Origin of the sequence: Actinotalea sp. (genome assembly GCF_041597215.1) — a bacterium.
In the GTDB taxonomy this organism is placed as follows: Bacteria; Actinomycetota; Actinomycetes; order Actinomycetales; family Cellulomonadaceae; genus Actinotalea.
This window is the reverse complement of record NZ_JBFHHB010000065.1, coordinates 1-13713: the sequence shown is the minus strand read 5'-3', so window position 1 is coordinate 13713 and position 13713 is coordinate 1. Positions and strand designations below refer to the sequence as shown.

Below are 13713 nucleotides of genomic sequence, written 5' to 3'. Positions count from 1 at the left end.
CTCCTCAACGACCTCGACACCTATCGCGCGAGCATGGAGCGCCAGGGCGACGACGAGGAGTTCGTCGCGCACGACTGGCTCAACGAGGTCTTCGAGACGACCGTTCGCTCGGTGCCGCGCGAGATGCGCGGAAAGCTCGAGCCCGCGCAGATGTTCCACGAGATCCTCGACCACCGCTGGTACATCTCCTCGGAGCAGGGCCGAGACGTGCCCATGCCGGAGGCGGTGGCGAGCTACGTCGACAAGGTGCTCGCCGGCCGGCCGGACGAGCGCGCTGTGCTCGAGGTCGACACGGGAGTCCTGCCCCGGATCAGCGAGGTCTGACGGCGGGGCCGCTCCCGCCGGCCCGGTCCTCACCTCGGGACGCTGTCCTCCGGCGCGCGCAGGTCCTGCGGGCCGAGGTGGTCGAGCAGGCCGGTCAGGAGTGCCGGGCCGACCGCCTGCCGCACGCCACCGGGGCGTGCGGCAGGGCTGACGGCTGCCCGCATCTCAACCCGCGCTGCGGATCCGCGAGACCTCGTAGAGGCTGATGCCGGCGGCGACACCTGCGTTGAGCGACTCGACCTCGCTGCGGATCGGGATCGCGGCGATCAGGTCGCAGGTCTGGCGCACGAGGCGGCCCAGTCCCTTGCCCTCCGAGCCGACGACGAGCACCACGGGCTCCGTCGCGACCGAGAGGTCACCGATCGGCATCGTGCCCTCGCCGTCGAGCCCGACGATCGTGCACCCCGCCTCGCGCAGCTCGGTGAGCGCCCGCACGAGGTTCGTGACCTGAGCCACGGGGACGCGCGCGGCTGCCCCGGCGGAGACCTTCCACGCCGAGGCCGTGACCCCTGCAGCGCGCCGTTCCGGCACGACGACACCGTGCACGCCGAAGGCGCCGGCCGAGCGGAGCACCGCCCCGAGGTTGCGCGGGTCGGTGATGCCGTCGAGGGCGACGATCAGCGCCGGCTTCCCGGTGCGCCGCGCCTGGTGGAGGATCCCCTCCAGGTCGGCGTACTCGTAGGGCGGGACCTGGATCGCGACGCCCTGGTGGACGACACCGTCCGTCAGCCGATCGAGCTCGGGCTTGGTGACCTCCAGCAGCGGCAGCCCCCGCTCGCCGACGTACTTGAGGATCTCCTTGAGACGCTCGTCGGAGTCGGTCCGGTGCGCGATCCAGACTCCGCCGCACGGGATGCCCGCACGCAGCGCCTCGACGACCGCGTTGCGGCCCGCGACGACCTCGGCGAGGGTCTTCCCGGAGCGGGTCCGCCCCGCCGAGGCAGGGCGCTGCTCGCGGCTCGTCTGGCGAGCCGGACGTCCGCCGGAGCGCTCCGGCGCACCGCGTCCACCCGAACGGTCGGTCGCGCCACGCCCGGTGCCGCGCGGGCCCGCCGGACGGCCGGTGCCGGCGTCGGCCGTACGGCTCCCGGCGACGCGTGGACCGCCGGTAGCGGTCCGCCCGGCCTCGGCCTCGGCCTTGCGCTTGTGCGCGACGTGGTACGTACGGTCCTCGGCCTTGGGGGTCGGGCCCTTGCCCTCCAGCCCGCGTCGGTTCCGGCCACCGGAGCCGACGCTGGCGCCCTTCTTCGACCCCGGCTTGCGGGTGGCCCCGCGCCGCTGGGAGTTGCCTGCCATCAGTTCTCCTCGTCCGTGCGCATGGGTGCTGCCAGTGACCAGCGGGCGCCGGTCGGCGAGTCCTCGACGATCAGCCCGGCCGCCGCGAGGCGGTCCCGGACCGCGTCGGCGGTCGCCCAGTCACGCGCGGCACGGGCCCGCGCGCGGTCGTCGAGGGTTGCCCGCACGAGGGCGTCCAGCGCGGCCTCGACCCGGGTGTCGGTGCCCTGGTCGCGCCAGGCGACCGGATCCAGCCCGAGCGAGTCGAGCATCGCGCGGACGAGGACCAGGGAATCGCGCAGGTCCGTCAGGTCGCCGTCGGCCAGGGCGGTGTTGCCGACGTGGAGGTGCTCGTGCACGACGGCGAGCGCTGCCGGCACGTTGAGGTCGTCGTCCATCGCGGCCACGAACGCCTCGGGGAGAGCGGCGGCGGCGATCTCCGCGGCATCCACGGCGACCTGCTCACCTGCGCGCTCGACGAATCCGGCGAGCCGGCCCCAGGTCACCTCGGCCTCGGCGACCGTCTCGGGAGTCCACTCGAGCATCGAGCGGTAGTGCACGGCGATGAGCGCGTAGCGCAGCACGACGGGAGCGGTCCGGCGGAGCAGGCTGTCCACCAGCAGGGAGTTGCCGAGCGACTTGCTCATCTTCGTCCCGCCCTGCGTCACCCACGCGCTGTGCATCCAGCGCTGGGCGAAGCCGTGTCCCGCCGCACGGGACTGGGCCTGCTCGTTCTCGTGGTGCGGGAAGCGCAGATCGAGCCCGCCGCCGTGGATGTCGAAGGTGTCCCCGAGGTAGCGCTGGGCCATCGCGGAGCACTCCAGGTGCCAGCCAGGGCGACCGCGACCGTAGGGGGTGGGCCAGGCCGCCGTCTCGGGCTCGCCCGGCTTGGCCGCCTTCCAGAGAGCGAAGTCACGCGGGTCGCGCTTGCCGCTCCCGTCCTCCGGCGACAGGCCGAGGTCCTCGGGGCGCTGGTTGGTGAGGCTGCCGTACTCGGGGTACGAGCGGACGTCGAACCAGACGTCGCCCTCACCCGAGGAGTAGGCATGACCCGACTCGACGAGCTCCGTCATGAGCTCGACCATCTCGGTCACGTGACCGGTGGCCCGCGGCTCGTAGTCGGCGGGGACGAGCCCGAGGGCCTCGCGCGCCGCGGTGAACTCGCGCTCGTGCTTCAGTGCCCACGCCCACCACGGAACGCCCGCCTCCGCTGCCTTGGCGAGGATCTTGTCGTCGATGTCGGTGACGTTGCGCACGAGGGTGACCTCGAAGCCCGATCGGCGCAGCCAGCGCACCAGGACGTCGAAGGCGACATCCGTGCGCAGGTGGCCGATGTGCGGCGAGCCCTGGACCGTCGAGCCGCAGACGTACACACCGACGTGCCCCGGGCGCAGCGGTGCGAACGCACGCTGCTCGCGCGTCGCGGTGTCGAAGAGGTCAAGGCTCACCGCGACAGGGTACCGGCGTGCGCGCCCCGAGGCTCCCGTCCCATGGATCGAGACCAGATGTCCCGTGTCGTGCGGGGGCTCCCTCCCCCTCTGGACCGGACCGCCCGTGGGGTCGATGATCGAACCATGAGCCGAGCAATGGTGGCGACGGCATACGGCGGACCAGAGGTCCTGCGGGCGATCGACGTGGACCCCGGGGCCCCCGGCCCCGGTGAGGTCCTGATCGAGGTCCACGCGGCCGGGGTGAACCCCGCGGACTGGAAGATGTACTCGGGAGCATGGGGCACCGATCCGGCCCGCCTGCCGATCCGGCTGGGGCTGGAGGCCTCAGGGACCGTCATCGGCGTGGGCCCGGGGGTCCAGGAGTTCGATCTCGGTGACGAGGTCATCGCCCAGCCGATCACCGGCGCCTATGCCCAGCGCGTCGTCGTCCCCGTCACCTCCGTCCTCGTCAAGCCGAAGGCGATGAGCTGGGAGAAGGCGGCCGGCATCATGGTCGTCGGGGCCACGGCCGCCCACACGATCGCCGCGACCGGGGTCGGTGCCGGGGACACCGTGCTCGTGCACGGCGCCGCCGGCGGCGTCGGGGCGATGGTGGTGCAGCTCGCGCACGCCCGGGGCGCGCGGGTGGTCGGCACCGCCGCGCCCTCGAACCACGGCTACCTCACGGACCTCAAGGCCACCCCCGTCGCCTACGGCCCCGGGCTGACCGAACGCGTGCGCGCCGTCGCGCCGACGGTCACCGCCGCCATCGACACCTCGGGCACGGACGAGGCGCTGAACAGCTCGGCGGCACTCGTCGAGCGCCGCGCCCGGATCGCGACGATCGCCGGTTTCGCTCGCGGAGCCCAGCTCGGGGTGCAGCTCCTCGGGAACGGCCCCCATGCCGATCCCGGGACCGAGGTGCGGCTCGCGGCCCGCCAGCGGCTCCTGGACCTGTGGGAGGCCGGGCGTCTCGACCTGCGCATCGGTGCCACGTACCGGCTGGAGGACGCGGCCAAGGCCCACACGGCAGGGCTCGAGGGCCGGGTCGCCGGGAAGATCGTCCTGCTGCCCTGACTCCGCCAGTCAGCCGACCGGGACGACCAGGGCCGTCGCGATGGCGGCGACGCCCTCGCCGCGCCCGGTCAGCCCGAGCCCGTCGGTCGTCGTCGCCGTGACCGAGACCGGCGCACCGCAGGCCGCGGAGAGGGCCTCGGCCGCCTCGGCACGCCTCGGTCCGAGGCGCGGGCGCAGGCCGATCACCTGGACCGCGACGTTGCCGATCTCGAAACCAGCGGCGCGCACGCGCCGGGCCGCCTCGGCCAGCAGGCTCGTGCCGCTCGCCCCGGCCCACTCGGGCTCCGCGGTGCCGAAGTTGGACCCGAGGTCGCCGAGCCCGCTCGCCGAGAAGAGCGCGTCCGCCGCGGCATGGGCTGCCACATCCGCGTCCGAGTGCCCGTCGAGGCCGACCTCGCCCGGCCAGGAGAGCCCGGCGAGCCACATCTCGCGACCGCTGTCGGGGGCCGCGAAGGCGTGCACGTCCACCCCGACCCCGGTGCGCGGCCAACGCGCCCCGTGCGTCACCGTGCGGACCCCACGGCAGTGTCTGCGGACGAGGGGGCACCGGCACCGGCGAGCAGCAGCTCGGCGAGGACCAGGTCCCGTGGCGTGGTGATCTTGAGGGCGTCCTCGTGCCCGGCCACGACCCAGACGTCGACCCCGATCGCCTCGGCCAGCGCGGCGTCGTCGGTGGCGGCCGTCCGCTCGTCGCCCGCCCGGGCCGCACCGGCACGGTGCGCCCTGCCGAGGACGTCGAGCGTGAAGCCCTGCGGGGTCTGCACCGCGCGCAGGGCCCGGCGGTCAGGGGTGCCCAGGACGCGCCTGGCGCCGTCGTCCTGCACGGTCGCGTCCGCCGGCGGGAGGTCGACGAGCTTGACCGTGTCGGTCACCGGGAGCCCCGGGACCACGGCCTCGTGCCCGGACTCCACGGCATCGATCACGCGCTGCACGACGGCGGTGGGGACGAGCGGACGGGCGGCGTCGTGCACGAGGACGACGGTCGGCCCGGAACCCTCCTGCAGGAGCAGCTCGAGCCCCGCGGCCACCGAGGCCTGCCGGGTGGCGCCGCCGAGGACCACCACGGCGTCCACGGGCGGATCGGCCGTGGCGAGCGCCGCACGCATCGCCTCGACGTGCTCGGCCCCGGCGGTGACCACCAGCCGGGAGAGGCGGCCGCAGGCCACGAGGGCGCGCGCCGCCCGCACGACGAGCGGTACCCCGGCCAGGGGCACGAGCGCCTTCGGGCCGACCGCACCCAGGCGCGTGCCGCTGCCCGCGGAGGTGAGGATCGCGACGACGCGCACGGCAGTGCCCGTCAGCTCGCCGGCGTCAGGACGCCAGGACCTCGTCGAGGATGGCCTCGGCCTTGTCCTCCTCGGTGTGCTCGGCCAGGGCGAGCTCCGAGACGAGGATCTGACGGGCCTTGGCCAGCATGCGCTTCTCGCCGGCGGACAAGCCGCGGTCGGCATCACGGCGGGACAGGTCGCGCACGACCTCTGCCACCTTGATGACGTCGCCGGACTGGAGCTTCTCGAGGTTCGCCTTGTACCGGCGCGACCAGTTGGTCGGCTCCTCGGTGTACGGCGCACGCAGCACGTCGAAGACGCGCTCGAGGCCTTCGGCCCCGACGACATCGCGGACGCCGACGAGGTCGACGTTCTCCGCCGGGACCTCGATGGTCAGGTCTCCGTGGGCGACCTTGAGCTTGAGGTAGAGCTTGGCCTCGCCCCTGATCGTCCGGGTCTTGATCTCCTCGATCAGTGCTGCGCCGTGGTGCGGGTAGACCACTGTCTCGCCGACGGTGAAAGTCATGTGGAGGTGTCCCCTTTCGCGGGTGCCAGTCTAACACGCGCACCCCCTGCCCTGACCAGGGGTTTCGCCCGTTTGCCCTGGTCAGCGGCCCGAGGGCGCTCAGCAGCCCCTCAGACACTAGGCTGGCGCCCACCGCCCGTCGCGACCCGGGAGACCTTTGTGACCATGCCTGCCCTCCGCCGGCCCGCCCCCGCGCGTGCCGCAGCGCTCCTCCTGGCGGCCGCTGCGTTGAGCCTGACCGGCTGCTCGGCGACCAACCCGGTGACCACGAACCAGGCCTACGCGGCCTCCGACGGGGTCGACATCACCCTCGGCGGCCTCCAGTTCGGGAACCTCCTGGTGCTCAGCGCGGAGCAAGGTGCACCCGGCACGGTGCTCGGTTCGGTGACCAACACCGCCGGCGCCGACGTCCGGCTGGAGATCGGGCTCTCGGGCGAGCTGACGACCCTCGCGGTCCCCGCCGGCGAGACGGTCCTCCTCGGCCCCGACGACGCCGCCGTGGACCTCGCGACCGTCCCGTCCCCGCCCGGTGCCCTCGTCGAGGTCGTGATGACCTCGGACGCCGACGGCTCCGCGACCGTCATGGCCCCGGTGCTCGACGGCACGCTCGAGCAGTACGCCGCGCTCGTCCCCCAGCCCTGACCGTCCCGCCGGTCAGCCGAAGCGACCGGAGATGTAGTCCTCGGTCGCCTTCTGCGAGGGCGAGGAGAACATCGTGCGGGTGTCGTCCATCTCGATGAGGCGTCCCGGCTTGCCGGTTCCCTCGACGTTGAAGAAGGCGGTCTTCTCCGAGACGCGCGCGGCCTGCTGCATGTTGTGCGTGACGATGACGATCGTGTAGTCGTCCTTGAGCTCGGCGATGAGGTCCTCGATCGCGAGCGTGGAGATCGGGTCGAGCGCCGAGCAGGGCTCGTCCATCAGGAGCACCTGGGGCTTGACCGCGATCGCCCGGGCGATGCACAGCCGCTGCTGCTGGCCGCCGGAGAGGGACGACCCCGGACGGTCGAGACGGTCCTTGACCTCGGTCCACAGGTTGGCGTGGGTCAGCGACTGCTCGACGAGGTCCGCCGCGTCCGTCTTGGAGATCCTGCGGTTGTTGAGCCGGACCCCCGCGAGCACGTTCTCCGCGATGGACATCGTCGGGAAGGGGTTCGGGCGCTGGAACACCATGCCCACCTGGCGGCGCACCGCGACCGGGTCGACATCGGCCCCGTAGAGGTCCGTGCCGTCGACCTCGACCGTCCCCTCGACACGCGCGCCGGGGATCACCTCGTGCATCCGGTTCAACGTGCGCAGGAACGTCGACTTCCCGCAGCCGGACGGGCCGATGAGGGCCGTCACGGAGCGAGGGGCGATGTGCATGCTGACGTCCGCCACGGCCCGGAAGGAGCCGTAGAAGATGTTGAGGTCCTTGACCTCGATGCGCTGGGCCATCGGAGAAGTTCCCGTCGTCGATCAGTGGTTGGCGGTCTTGGGGGCGAACAGCCGACTGACGAGACGCGCCAGAAGGTTGAGCAGCATGACGATGAGGATCAGGGTCAGCGCCGCTGCCCACGCCCGCTGGAAGTTGATGTCGGCGATGCAGACGTCGGTGCTCGAGCTGCTGCACGGCACGAGGCCCTGGCTGAACTGCCGGTAGACGTACACCGGCAGGGTCATCATGCGCCCGTCGAAGAGGTTGAAGTTGATCGAGTCGACCACGCCGACGGTGATGAGCAGCGGGGCCGTCTCACCGATCACGCGCGCGACCGCGAGCATCACACCGGTCACCAGACCCGCGACCGAGGTGCGCAGCACCACCTTGACGATCGTCAGCCACTTCGGGACGCCGAGGGCGTAGGAGGCCTCGCGGAGCTCGTTCGGGACGAGCTTGAGCATCTCCTCGCTCGAGCGGATCACGACGGGCGTCATGAGCACCGACAGGGCGACCGAGCCGACGACACCCATGCGCACCCCGTTGCCGAAGAACACGGCGAAGAACGCGTAGGCGAACAGACCGGCGACGATCGAGGGGATGCCGGTCATGACGTCGACGAAGAAGGTGACCATCCGGGCGAGCAGCCCGGTGCCGTACTCGACCAGGTAGATCGCCGTCATGAGGCCGAGCGGGACGGAGATCAGCGCGGCGAACAGGGTGATCTCGACGGTGCCGACGATGGCGTGATAGATCCCGCCGGCGTCCATGCCCCCGAACACGCCGCGCATCGAGACGCTGAGGAAGTAGAGGTCGAAGCGTCCGAGGCCGTTGGCGAGCACGGTCCAGATCACGGAGACCAGCGGCACCATGGCGAGCAGGAAGGCGCCGATGATCAGCACGCGCATCAGCAGGTCGGTGCGTCGTCGGCGGGCGTCGGTCTGCCTGAGCAGGGTGCCGAACGGAACGTCGGTCACGGTGGCCACGTCAGTTCGCTCCCGAGAAGTCCTTGCGCCGCGCGACGATCGCGCGGGCGGCCATGTTCACGGCCAGGGTGATGACGAACAGCGCGAGGCCCGTCGCGATCAGGACGGCGACGCCGTCGGGATCGGCCTCGGGGAACTGCGCGGCGATGTTCGCGGCGATCGTCTGCTGCTCGCCGGCGACGAGCAGGCGGAACGAGTACAGGAAGCCGGGCGAGAGGATCATCAGGACGGCCATCGTCTCGCCGAGGGCGCGGCCGAGGCCGAGCATCGCCGCTGACACGATCCCCGAGCGGGCGAAGGGAAGGACGGCGGTCCGGATCATCTCCCAGCGGGTGGCGCCCAGGGCGAGAGCCGCCTCCTCGTGCAGCCGCGGGGTCTGCAGGAAGACCTCGCGGCACACCGCGGTGACGATCGGCAGGATCATCACCGCGAGGACCACGCCGACCGTGAGCATGACGCGCCCGGTGGGCGAGACCGTGCCGGAGAAGAACGGGATCCAGCCCAGACGCGCCCCCAGGAACTCCCACACCGGGAGCACCGCGGGGGCCAGCACGAGCCCGCCCCAGAGCCCGTACACGACCGAGGGGATCGCGGCCAGGAGGTCGACGACGTAGCCGAGGCCGTTCGCCAGCCGCCGGGGCGCGTAGTGCGAGATGAACAGCGCGATCCCGATCGCCACGGGGGTGGCGAGGAGCAGCGCGAGCGCCGCCGCGAGCAGCGAGCCGAAGACGAGCGGGCCGACGAAGGCCAGCAGCGAGCTGTCCTTGGGGAACCAGCTGATCTGCTCACCGAGGACGGCCGGGTCGGCCGTGAGGGCTGGCATCGCCCGCACGACGAGGAAGATCGCGACGGCGGCGAGCACGGCGAGGATGAAGACGCCTGCGGCGACGGCCAGCCCGTGGAAGACCCTGCTCGCGCCGCGCTCCTTCGAGGGGCTGCGTCGCCGAGGGGTCGTGGCCGGGGGGACGGCCGGGTCCTGGTCGAGGACCGGTGAGGTGGAGGTCACGCTTCTCCCGTGGGTGGGTGTCCGGTGCGCGGCGTGTGGTGAGCCAAGCACCGACGGTGTGGCCCCGGCAAGCGCCGAGGCCACACCGACGAGCTCAGAGCGAGCCTACGGTCAGGACGCGAGCGAGATCGAGTCGATCCCGGCCTGGACCTCTGCGCGCAGCGCGTCGGAGATCGGCGCGGAACCTGCTGCGCTCTCCGACGCCGCCTGGCCCTCGGCGCTGGCGACGTAGGTGAGGAAGGCCTTGACGTTGTCGACGTCGGTCTGCGAGTCGTACTGCTCGCAGGCGATCAGGTACGAGACGAGGATGAGCGGGTAGGCGCCGGCCTCGGTCGTCGTCCGGTCGATGTCGATGACGATGTCGTTCTCGCCACGGGTCTCGTCGCGCTGCGAGACGTCGAGCGCCGTGGCGGCGGCCTCCTCCGTGGGGGCGGTGAAGGTGTCGCCGACCTTGACCGAGACCGTACCGAGGTCGCCCGCCTTCGAGGCATCGGCGTAGGTGATGGCACCCTCGCCCGACTGGACGGCCTGGACGACACCGGAGGTGCCCTGAGCGGACTCGCCGCCCGAGACCGGCCAGTCGCCGCTGGCGTCATAGGCCCACGCGCCGTTCGCCGCCTGGTTGAGGTAGTCGGTGAAGTTCTTCGTCGTCCCCGACTCGTCGGAACGGTGCACCGGCGTGATCGCCAGGGCGGGCAGCTCGACACCGGCGTTGTCGGCGGCGATGGCCGGGTCGTCCCAGCTGGTGATCGCGCCGTCGAAGATCATCGCGATCGTCTCGGCGGAGAGGTTGAGCTCGGAGATGCCCGGGAGGTTGAACACCACGGCGATCGGCGAGATGTAGATCGGCAGGTCCATCGCGGCACTGCCGAAGCAACGCTCGGTGGCCTGCGCGAGCTCGTCCTCCCCGAGGGCGGCGTCCGAACCGCCGAAGGCGACCGATCCGTCGAGGAACTGCGTGCGCCCACCGCCCGAGCCGACGGGGTCGTAGTTGACGGTGACGTCGGGGTAGGAGGCCTGGAAGCCGGCGCGCCATGCGCTCATGGCGGACTCCTGCGCGCTCGAACCGGCGCCGTTGAGCTCGCCGCTGAGGGAGCCCGTCGCCCCTCCGTCGGTCGCAGCGTCGCCGGTCGCGTTGTCCGAGCCGCACGCTGCGAGGGTCAGCGCGAGCGCGCCCATCGTGGCGGTCGCTGCGAGCCGGCTGTGTCGGGTGAGCTTCACTGTCGTCCGTCCTGTCGTTCGTCGGCCGGGCGGGATGCCGCGGCCACGACCCGACGGTAGGAGCCGCGGGTGACTCGAAGGACGACCCCGGGTGAACGCAGGGTGAACAGCCGGGGACGGTTCGCTGTGCGGGGCACGGCGCGTCAGCGCATCGGCCTCCCGCGCCGGTCAGCCCTCGTCCGCCACCTTGTACCCGAGCCCTCGCACCGTCTGCAGGCGGACCGGGTTCGCCGGGTCCTCCTCGATCTTGGACCGGATCCGCTTGACGTGGACGTCGAGCGTCTTGGTGTCACCGACGTAGTCCGAGCCCCAGACCCGGTCGATGAGCTGACCGCGGGTCAGGACCCGGCCCGCGTTGCGCATCAGCACCTCGAGGAGCTCGAACTCCTTGAGCGGGAAGGCCGTCGTGACGCCGTCGACCTCGACCGTGTGCCGCTCGGGGTCGAGGCGCAGACCACCCACCTCGATGGCGGCGTCGTCGGCGCTCAGGGTCTCCCCCGTGCGGCGCAGGACCGCACGGATCCTGGCGAGGAGCTCGCGCGAGGAGTACGGCTTCGTCACGTAGTCGTCGGCGCCGATCTCGAGGCCGACGACCTTGTCGATCTCGCCGTCCTTCGCCGTGAGCATGATCACCGGCACGGCGCCACGCGTCCGGATGGCGCGGCACACCTCGGTCCCGCTCATCCCCGGCAGCATGAGGTCGAGCAGCACGAGATCGGGCCCTGCCGCGTCGAACTCCTCGATCGCCGCCGGCCCGGTCGCCGCCACGACCACGTCGAAACCCTCCTTGCGCAGGAGGTAGGCCAGAGGGTCGCGGTAGGACTCCTCGTCCTCGACCACGAGGATGCGGGTCATCGAGCCACTCCTTCGCTCGGGGTGGGCCCCGCGGAGAGCGGGGTCCTGATGACGGGCAGGCGCAGGGTGAACGTCGACCCCTTGCCCGGCTGCGACCACACGGTGACCTCGCCACCGTGATCCGCAGCGACGTGCTTGACGATGCTCAGGCCCAGGCCGGTTCCGCCCGTCTCGCGGGACCGTGCCGGGTCGACCCGGTAGAAGCGCTCGAAGAGCCGCGGCTGCTCGTCGACGGGGATACCGATCCCGTGGTCGACCACCGCGATCTCGACGATCCCCGCCGCGGCCTTCAGCGCCGTCCCGACGGCGACCCGGGTACGCGAGTCCGAGTAGGCCACCGCGTTGTCGAGGAGGTTGCGGATCGCGGTCACGAGCAGGTCGTGGTCACCCCACACCGTGGCGCCCGACTCCCTGCCGACCTCGATCTCGATGCCCTTCGCCGCAGCAGGGGTGCGCGCACGATCCACCGCCTCCTGGACCACGCGGTCGACGTCGACCGGGCTCGCGACGCCGAGCGGGTCCGGGACCTGGAGCCGCGACAGCTCGATGATCTCCTGCACGAGGGCGGACAGCCGCGCGGCCTCCGTCTGCATGCGCCCGGCGAAGCGACGGACCGTCTCCGGGTCGTCAGCGGCGTCCTCGACCGTCTCTGCCAGGAGGCTGAGCGCGCCGACCGGCGTCTTGAGCTCGTGCGAGACGTTGACGGCGAAGTCGCGACGGGTGGCCTCGACGCGCCGTGCCTCCGTGCGGTCGTCCGCGAGGAGCAGCACGTGGCGGTCGCCGAGCGCCGCCACTCGCACGTGCAGCATGAGGGTCCCCCCACCGAACGGACCGCGCGGGACCTCGAGATCCGCGTCCCGGGTCTCCCCGTCCCTGACGACGGCGTCGACGAGCTCGGTCACCGCGGCCGGGGCGACGAGATCGCCGCGCACCAGCCCGAAGGCGTGCGCCGAGGCCCCGGCACGGACCACGCTGTGGTCCCGGCGCAGCACGACCGTCGCGGAGGGCAGCACGGCGAGCACCGCGGCGACCTGCTCGTCGAGCTCCGGCCGGTCCACCTCGGGCGTACGCGCCGCGCTGCGCTCGCTCGCCCGGAACATCGCTGCGGCCACGACGCCGAGCACGATCCCGAGCAGGCCCACGCCGAGCGCCTGCAGTCCCTCGATCACCCTGTCAGCGTACGGTTGCCCCAGGGCGAGCAGAGACCGCGACGGGCCCGTCCGGCCTGCCGTCGGCCAATGTTCACCTGAGGGTGGTGCCCCGTTCACCGCCCCGTGTCACGGTGAGACGTCCAGGACGAGAGGGAACCATGCGCGACATCTTCACCGCCGAGCTCACCGCGCTCGGCGAGGACCTGACGGCCATGAGCAGGTTGGTCGAGACAGCCATCTCCTCGGCGAGCACAGCCCTGCTCACCGCCGACCTCGAGCTCGCGGAGTCGGTGATCGCCGACGACCTGACCATCGACGCGCAGGAGCGTGAGCTCGACGAGCGCTGCGTCCTGCTCATCGCCCAGCAGCAGCCGGTCGCCAGCGACCTGCGCGTCATCGTCTCCGGCCTGCGCATCAGCGCCTCGCTGGAGCGGATGGGCGACCTCGCCCAGCACATCGCGGACATCGCCCGGCTGCGTTACCCGGCGACGGCGATCCCCGAGCCGCTGACCGAGACCTTCACGCAGATGGCCGAGGCCGCCGTGAGCATCTCTCGCAAGATCACCACCGTGATCGAGATGAGGGACGTCGAGCTCGCCAGGACGATCGAGGCAGAGGACGACGTCCTCGACCGCCTGCACGACGCGACCTTCGACGCCACCACAGCCGCCGGCGCGGCCCTGACCGGGCAGCAGACCGTCGACATCACGCTCGCCGCCCGGTACTACGAGCGCTTCGGCGACCACGCCGTCGCCATCGCCAGCAGGGTGATCTACCTGGTGACCGGCGAGCTGGGCGACGCCGAGGCAGTCTGAGAGCCACCGAGCACGAGCAAGGGCCCGTCACCTCACGGTGACGGGCCCTTGCGCTCAGGTCCTGTGCGGGGTCAGCGCCCCTGGTTCGCGACGGCCTTGATGGCCTCGGCCGCTGCGGCCGGGTCGAGGTAGGTCCCACCCTTGACGAGCGGCTTGAGGGTCTCCTCGTCGAGCTCGTACTTCAGCGGGATACCGGTGGGGATGTTGATCCCGGCGATCGTCTCGTCGTCGATGTCGTCGAGGTACTTCACGATGGCGCGGATCGAGTTGCCGTGCGCGGCCACCAGGACGGTCTTGCCGGCCTGGAGGTCCGGCACGATGTCGCTGGTCCAGTACGGAAGGGCGCGCTCGAGCACGTCCTTGAG

Annotated in this window: 17 protein-coding genes; 4 read left to right on the top strand and 13 right to left on the bottom strand. The window is 72.0% G+C overall.

Translation table 11 applies throughout. The annotated features are described in order from the left end of the window. Positions 1–324, top strand: a 324-nt coding sequence (locus ABWK99_RS06580; protein WP_372593905.1) for a DUF4032 domain-containing protein, incomplete at its 5' end; no start/stop codon positions are given. A gap of 29 nt (positions 325–353) precedes the next feature. Here ABWK99_RS06580 and ABWK99_RS06575 read toward each other — a convergent pair. From ABWK99_RS06575 to cysS, 3 genes are read right to left on the bottom strand one after another with little or no spacing between them, the layout of a single operon-like run. Then, a complete protein-coding gene (locus ABWK99_RS06575) occupies positions 354–488 on the bottom strand; it encodes a hypothetical protein (RefSeq protein WP_372593904.1) in 135 nt (44 codons plus the stop codon). Position 489: 1 nt separating this feature from the next. Continuing rightward, positions 490–1620 carry a 23S rRNA (guanosine(2251)-2'-O)-methyltransferase RlmB gene (gene rlmB, locus ABWK99_RS06570; RefSeq protein ID WP_372593903.1) on the bottom strand — a complete coding sequence of 377 codons (1131 nt, stop codon included), beginning with the start codon at positions 1618–1620 and terminating at the stop codon, positions 490–492. Then, positions 1620–3047 carry a cysteine--tRNA ligase gene (gene cysS, locus ABWK99_RS06565; protein WP_372593902.1) on the bottom strand — a complete coding sequence of 476 codons (1428 nt, stop codon included), beginning with the start codon at positions 3045–3047 and terminating at the stop codon, positions 1620–1622. The genes rlmB and cysS overlap by 1 nt, the downstream gene beginning before the upstream one ends. A 126-nt stretch (positions 3048–3173) precedes the next feature. Here cysS and ABWK99_RS06560 point away from each other — a divergent pair, with 126 nt between their 5' ends. After that, positions 3174–4106, top strand: coding sequence for a zinc-binding alcohol dehydrogenase family protein (locus tag ABWK99_RS06560; protein ID WP_372593901.1), 933 nt, complete (start codon positions 3174–3176; stop codon positions 4104–4106). Positions 4107–4115: 9 nt separating this feature from the next. Here ABWK99_RS06560 and ispF read toward each other — a convergent pair whose 3' ends face one another. The 3 genes from ispF to ABWK99_RS06545 are packed head-to-tail and all read right to left on the bottom strand — an operon-like array spanning position 4116 to position 5900. After that, on the bottom strand, positions 4116–4613 hold the full coding sequence (gene ispF, locus ABWK99_RS06555) for a 2-C-methyl-D-erythritol 2,4-cyclodiphosphate synthase (protein ID WP_372593900.1): 498 nt from the start codon (positions 4611–4613) through the stop codon (positions 4116–4118). Beyond that, a complete protein-coding gene (gene ispD / locus ABWK99_RS06550; protein ID WP_372593899.1) occupies positions 4610–5392 on the bottom strand; it encodes a 2-C-methyl-D-erythritol 4-phosphate cytidylyltransferase in 783 nt (260 codons plus the stop codon). The genes ispF and ispD overlap by 4 nt, the downstream gene beginning before the upstream one ends. 25 nt (positions 5393–5417) lie before the next feature. Then, the gene (locus ABWK99_RS06545; protein ID WP_372593898.1) at positions 5418–5900 is read right to left on the bottom strand and encodes a CarD family transcriptional regulator; all 483 of its coding nucleotides are present in this window, start codon (positions 5898–5900) and stop codon (positions 5418–5420) included. A gap of 165 nt (positions 5901–6065) precedes the next feature. Here ABWK99_RS06545 and ABWK99_RS06540 point away from each other — a divergent pair, with 165 nt between their 5' ends. Then, complete coding sequence (locus ABWK99_RS06540) at positions 6066–6542, top strand: hypothetical protein (RefSeq protein WP_372593897.1); 477 nt, start codon at positions 6066–6068, stop codon at positions 6540–6542. 12 nt (positions 6543–6554) lie between these two features. Here ABWK99_RS06540 and pstB read toward each other — a convergent pair whose 3' ends face one another. The 6 genes from pstB to ABWK99_RS06510 all read right to left on the bottom strand — a co-directional run bounded on the left by pstB (position 6555) and on the right by ABWK99_RS06510 (position 12551). Continuing rightward, entirely contained in the window at positions 6555–7334 is a 780-nt protein-coding gene (pstB, locus tag ABWK99_RS06535; protein WP_372593896.1) for a phosphate ABC transporter ATP-binding protein PstB, read from the bottom strand. 21 nt (positions 7335–7355) lie between these two features. After that, positions 7356–8291 (bottom strand): phosphate ABC transporter permease PstA, encoded by a 936-nt coding sequence (gene pstA, locus ABWK99_RS06530; protein ID WP_372593895.1) that lies wholly within the window; start codon positions 8289–8291, stop codon positions 7356–7358. Positions 8292–8301: 10 nt separating this feature from the next. Next, positions 8302–9306, bottom strand: a complete 1005-nt coding sequence (gene pstC, locus ABWK99_RS06525) for a phosphate ABC transporter permease subunit PstC (RefSeq protein ID WP_372593894.1) — start codon at positions 9304–9306, stop codon at positions 8302–8304. A 111-nt stretch (positions 9307–9417) separates the two neighbouring features. Further along, positions 9418–10527 carry a phosphate ABC transporter substrate-binding protein PstS gene (pstS, locus tag ABWK99_RS06520; protein ID WP_372593893.1) on the bottom strand — a complete coding sequence of 370 codons (1110 nt, stop codon included), beginning with the start codon at positions 10525–10527 and terminating at the stop codon, positions 9418–9420. A 168-nt stretch (positions 10528–10695) separates the two neighbouring features. Next, positions 10696–11382: a response regulator transcription factor gene (locus tag ABWK99_RS06515; protein WP_372593892.1), complete on the bottom strand. Its 687-nt coding sequence runs from the start codon at positions 11380–11382 to the stop codon at positions 10696–10698. Continuing rightward, the gene (locus ABWK99_RS06510; RefSeq protein WP_372593891.1) at positions 11379–12551 is read right to left on the bottom strand and encodes a sensor histidine kinase; all 1173 of its coding nucleotides are present in this window, start codon (positions 12549–12551) and stop codon (positions 11379–11381) included. The genes ABWK99_RS06515 and ABWK99_RS06510 overlap by 4 nt, the downstream gene beginning before the upstream one ends. Positions 12552–12691: 140 nt before the next feature. Between ABWK99_RS06510 and phoU the strand changes: the two genes are divergently transcribed. Then, positions 12692–13348 (top strand): phosphate signaling complex protein PhoU, encoded by a 657-nt coding sequence (gene phoU, locus ABWK99_RS06505; RefSeq protein ID WP_372593890.1) that lies wholly within the window; start codon positions 12692–12694, stop codon positions 13346–13348. A 71-nt stretch (positions 13349–13419) separates the two neighbouring features. On the opposite strand, the gene ABWK99_RS06500 is transcribed toward phoU, so the two are convergent. After that, positions 13420–13713 (bottom strand): 2,3-bisphosphoglycerate-dependent phosphoglycerate mutase (locus ABWK99_RS06500; RefSeq protein ID WP_372593889.1); only part of this gene is annotated, 294 nt, incomplete at its 5' end.

Coding starts and splice junctions, on each gene's coding strand:
- ABWK99_RS06545 (WP_372593898.1), bottom strand. CDS start 5,900: ATGACTTTCACCGTCGGCGAGACAGTGGTCTACCCGCACCACGGCGCA.
- phoU (WP_372593890.1), top strand. CDS start 12,692: ATGCGCGACATCTTCACCGCCGAGCTCACCGCGCTCGGCGAGGACCTG.
- ABWK99_RS06560 (WP_372593901.1), top strand. CDS start 3,174: ATGAGCCGAGCAATGGTGGCGACGGCATACGGCGGACCAGAGGTCCTG.
- pstB (WP_372593896.1), bottom strand. CDS start 7,334: ATGGCCCAGCGCATCGAGGTCAAGGACCTCAACATCTTCTACGGCTCC.
- ABWK99_RS06575 (WP_372593904.1), bottom strand. CDS start 488: ATGCGGGCAGCCGTCAGCCCTGCCGCACGCCCCGGTGGCGTGCGGCAG.
- rlmB (WP_372593903.1), bottom strand. CDS start 1,620: ATGGCAGGCAACTCCCAGCGGCGCGGGGCCACCCGCAAGCCGGGGTCG.
- ABWK99_RS06515 (WP_372593892.1), bottom strand. CDS start 11,382: ATGACCCGCATCCTCGTGGTCGAGGACGAGGAGTCCTACCGCGACCCT.
- ABWK99_RS06540 (WP_372593897.1), top strand. CDS start 6,066: ATGCCTGCCCTCCGCCGGCCCGCCCCCGCGCGTGCCGCAGCGCTCCTC.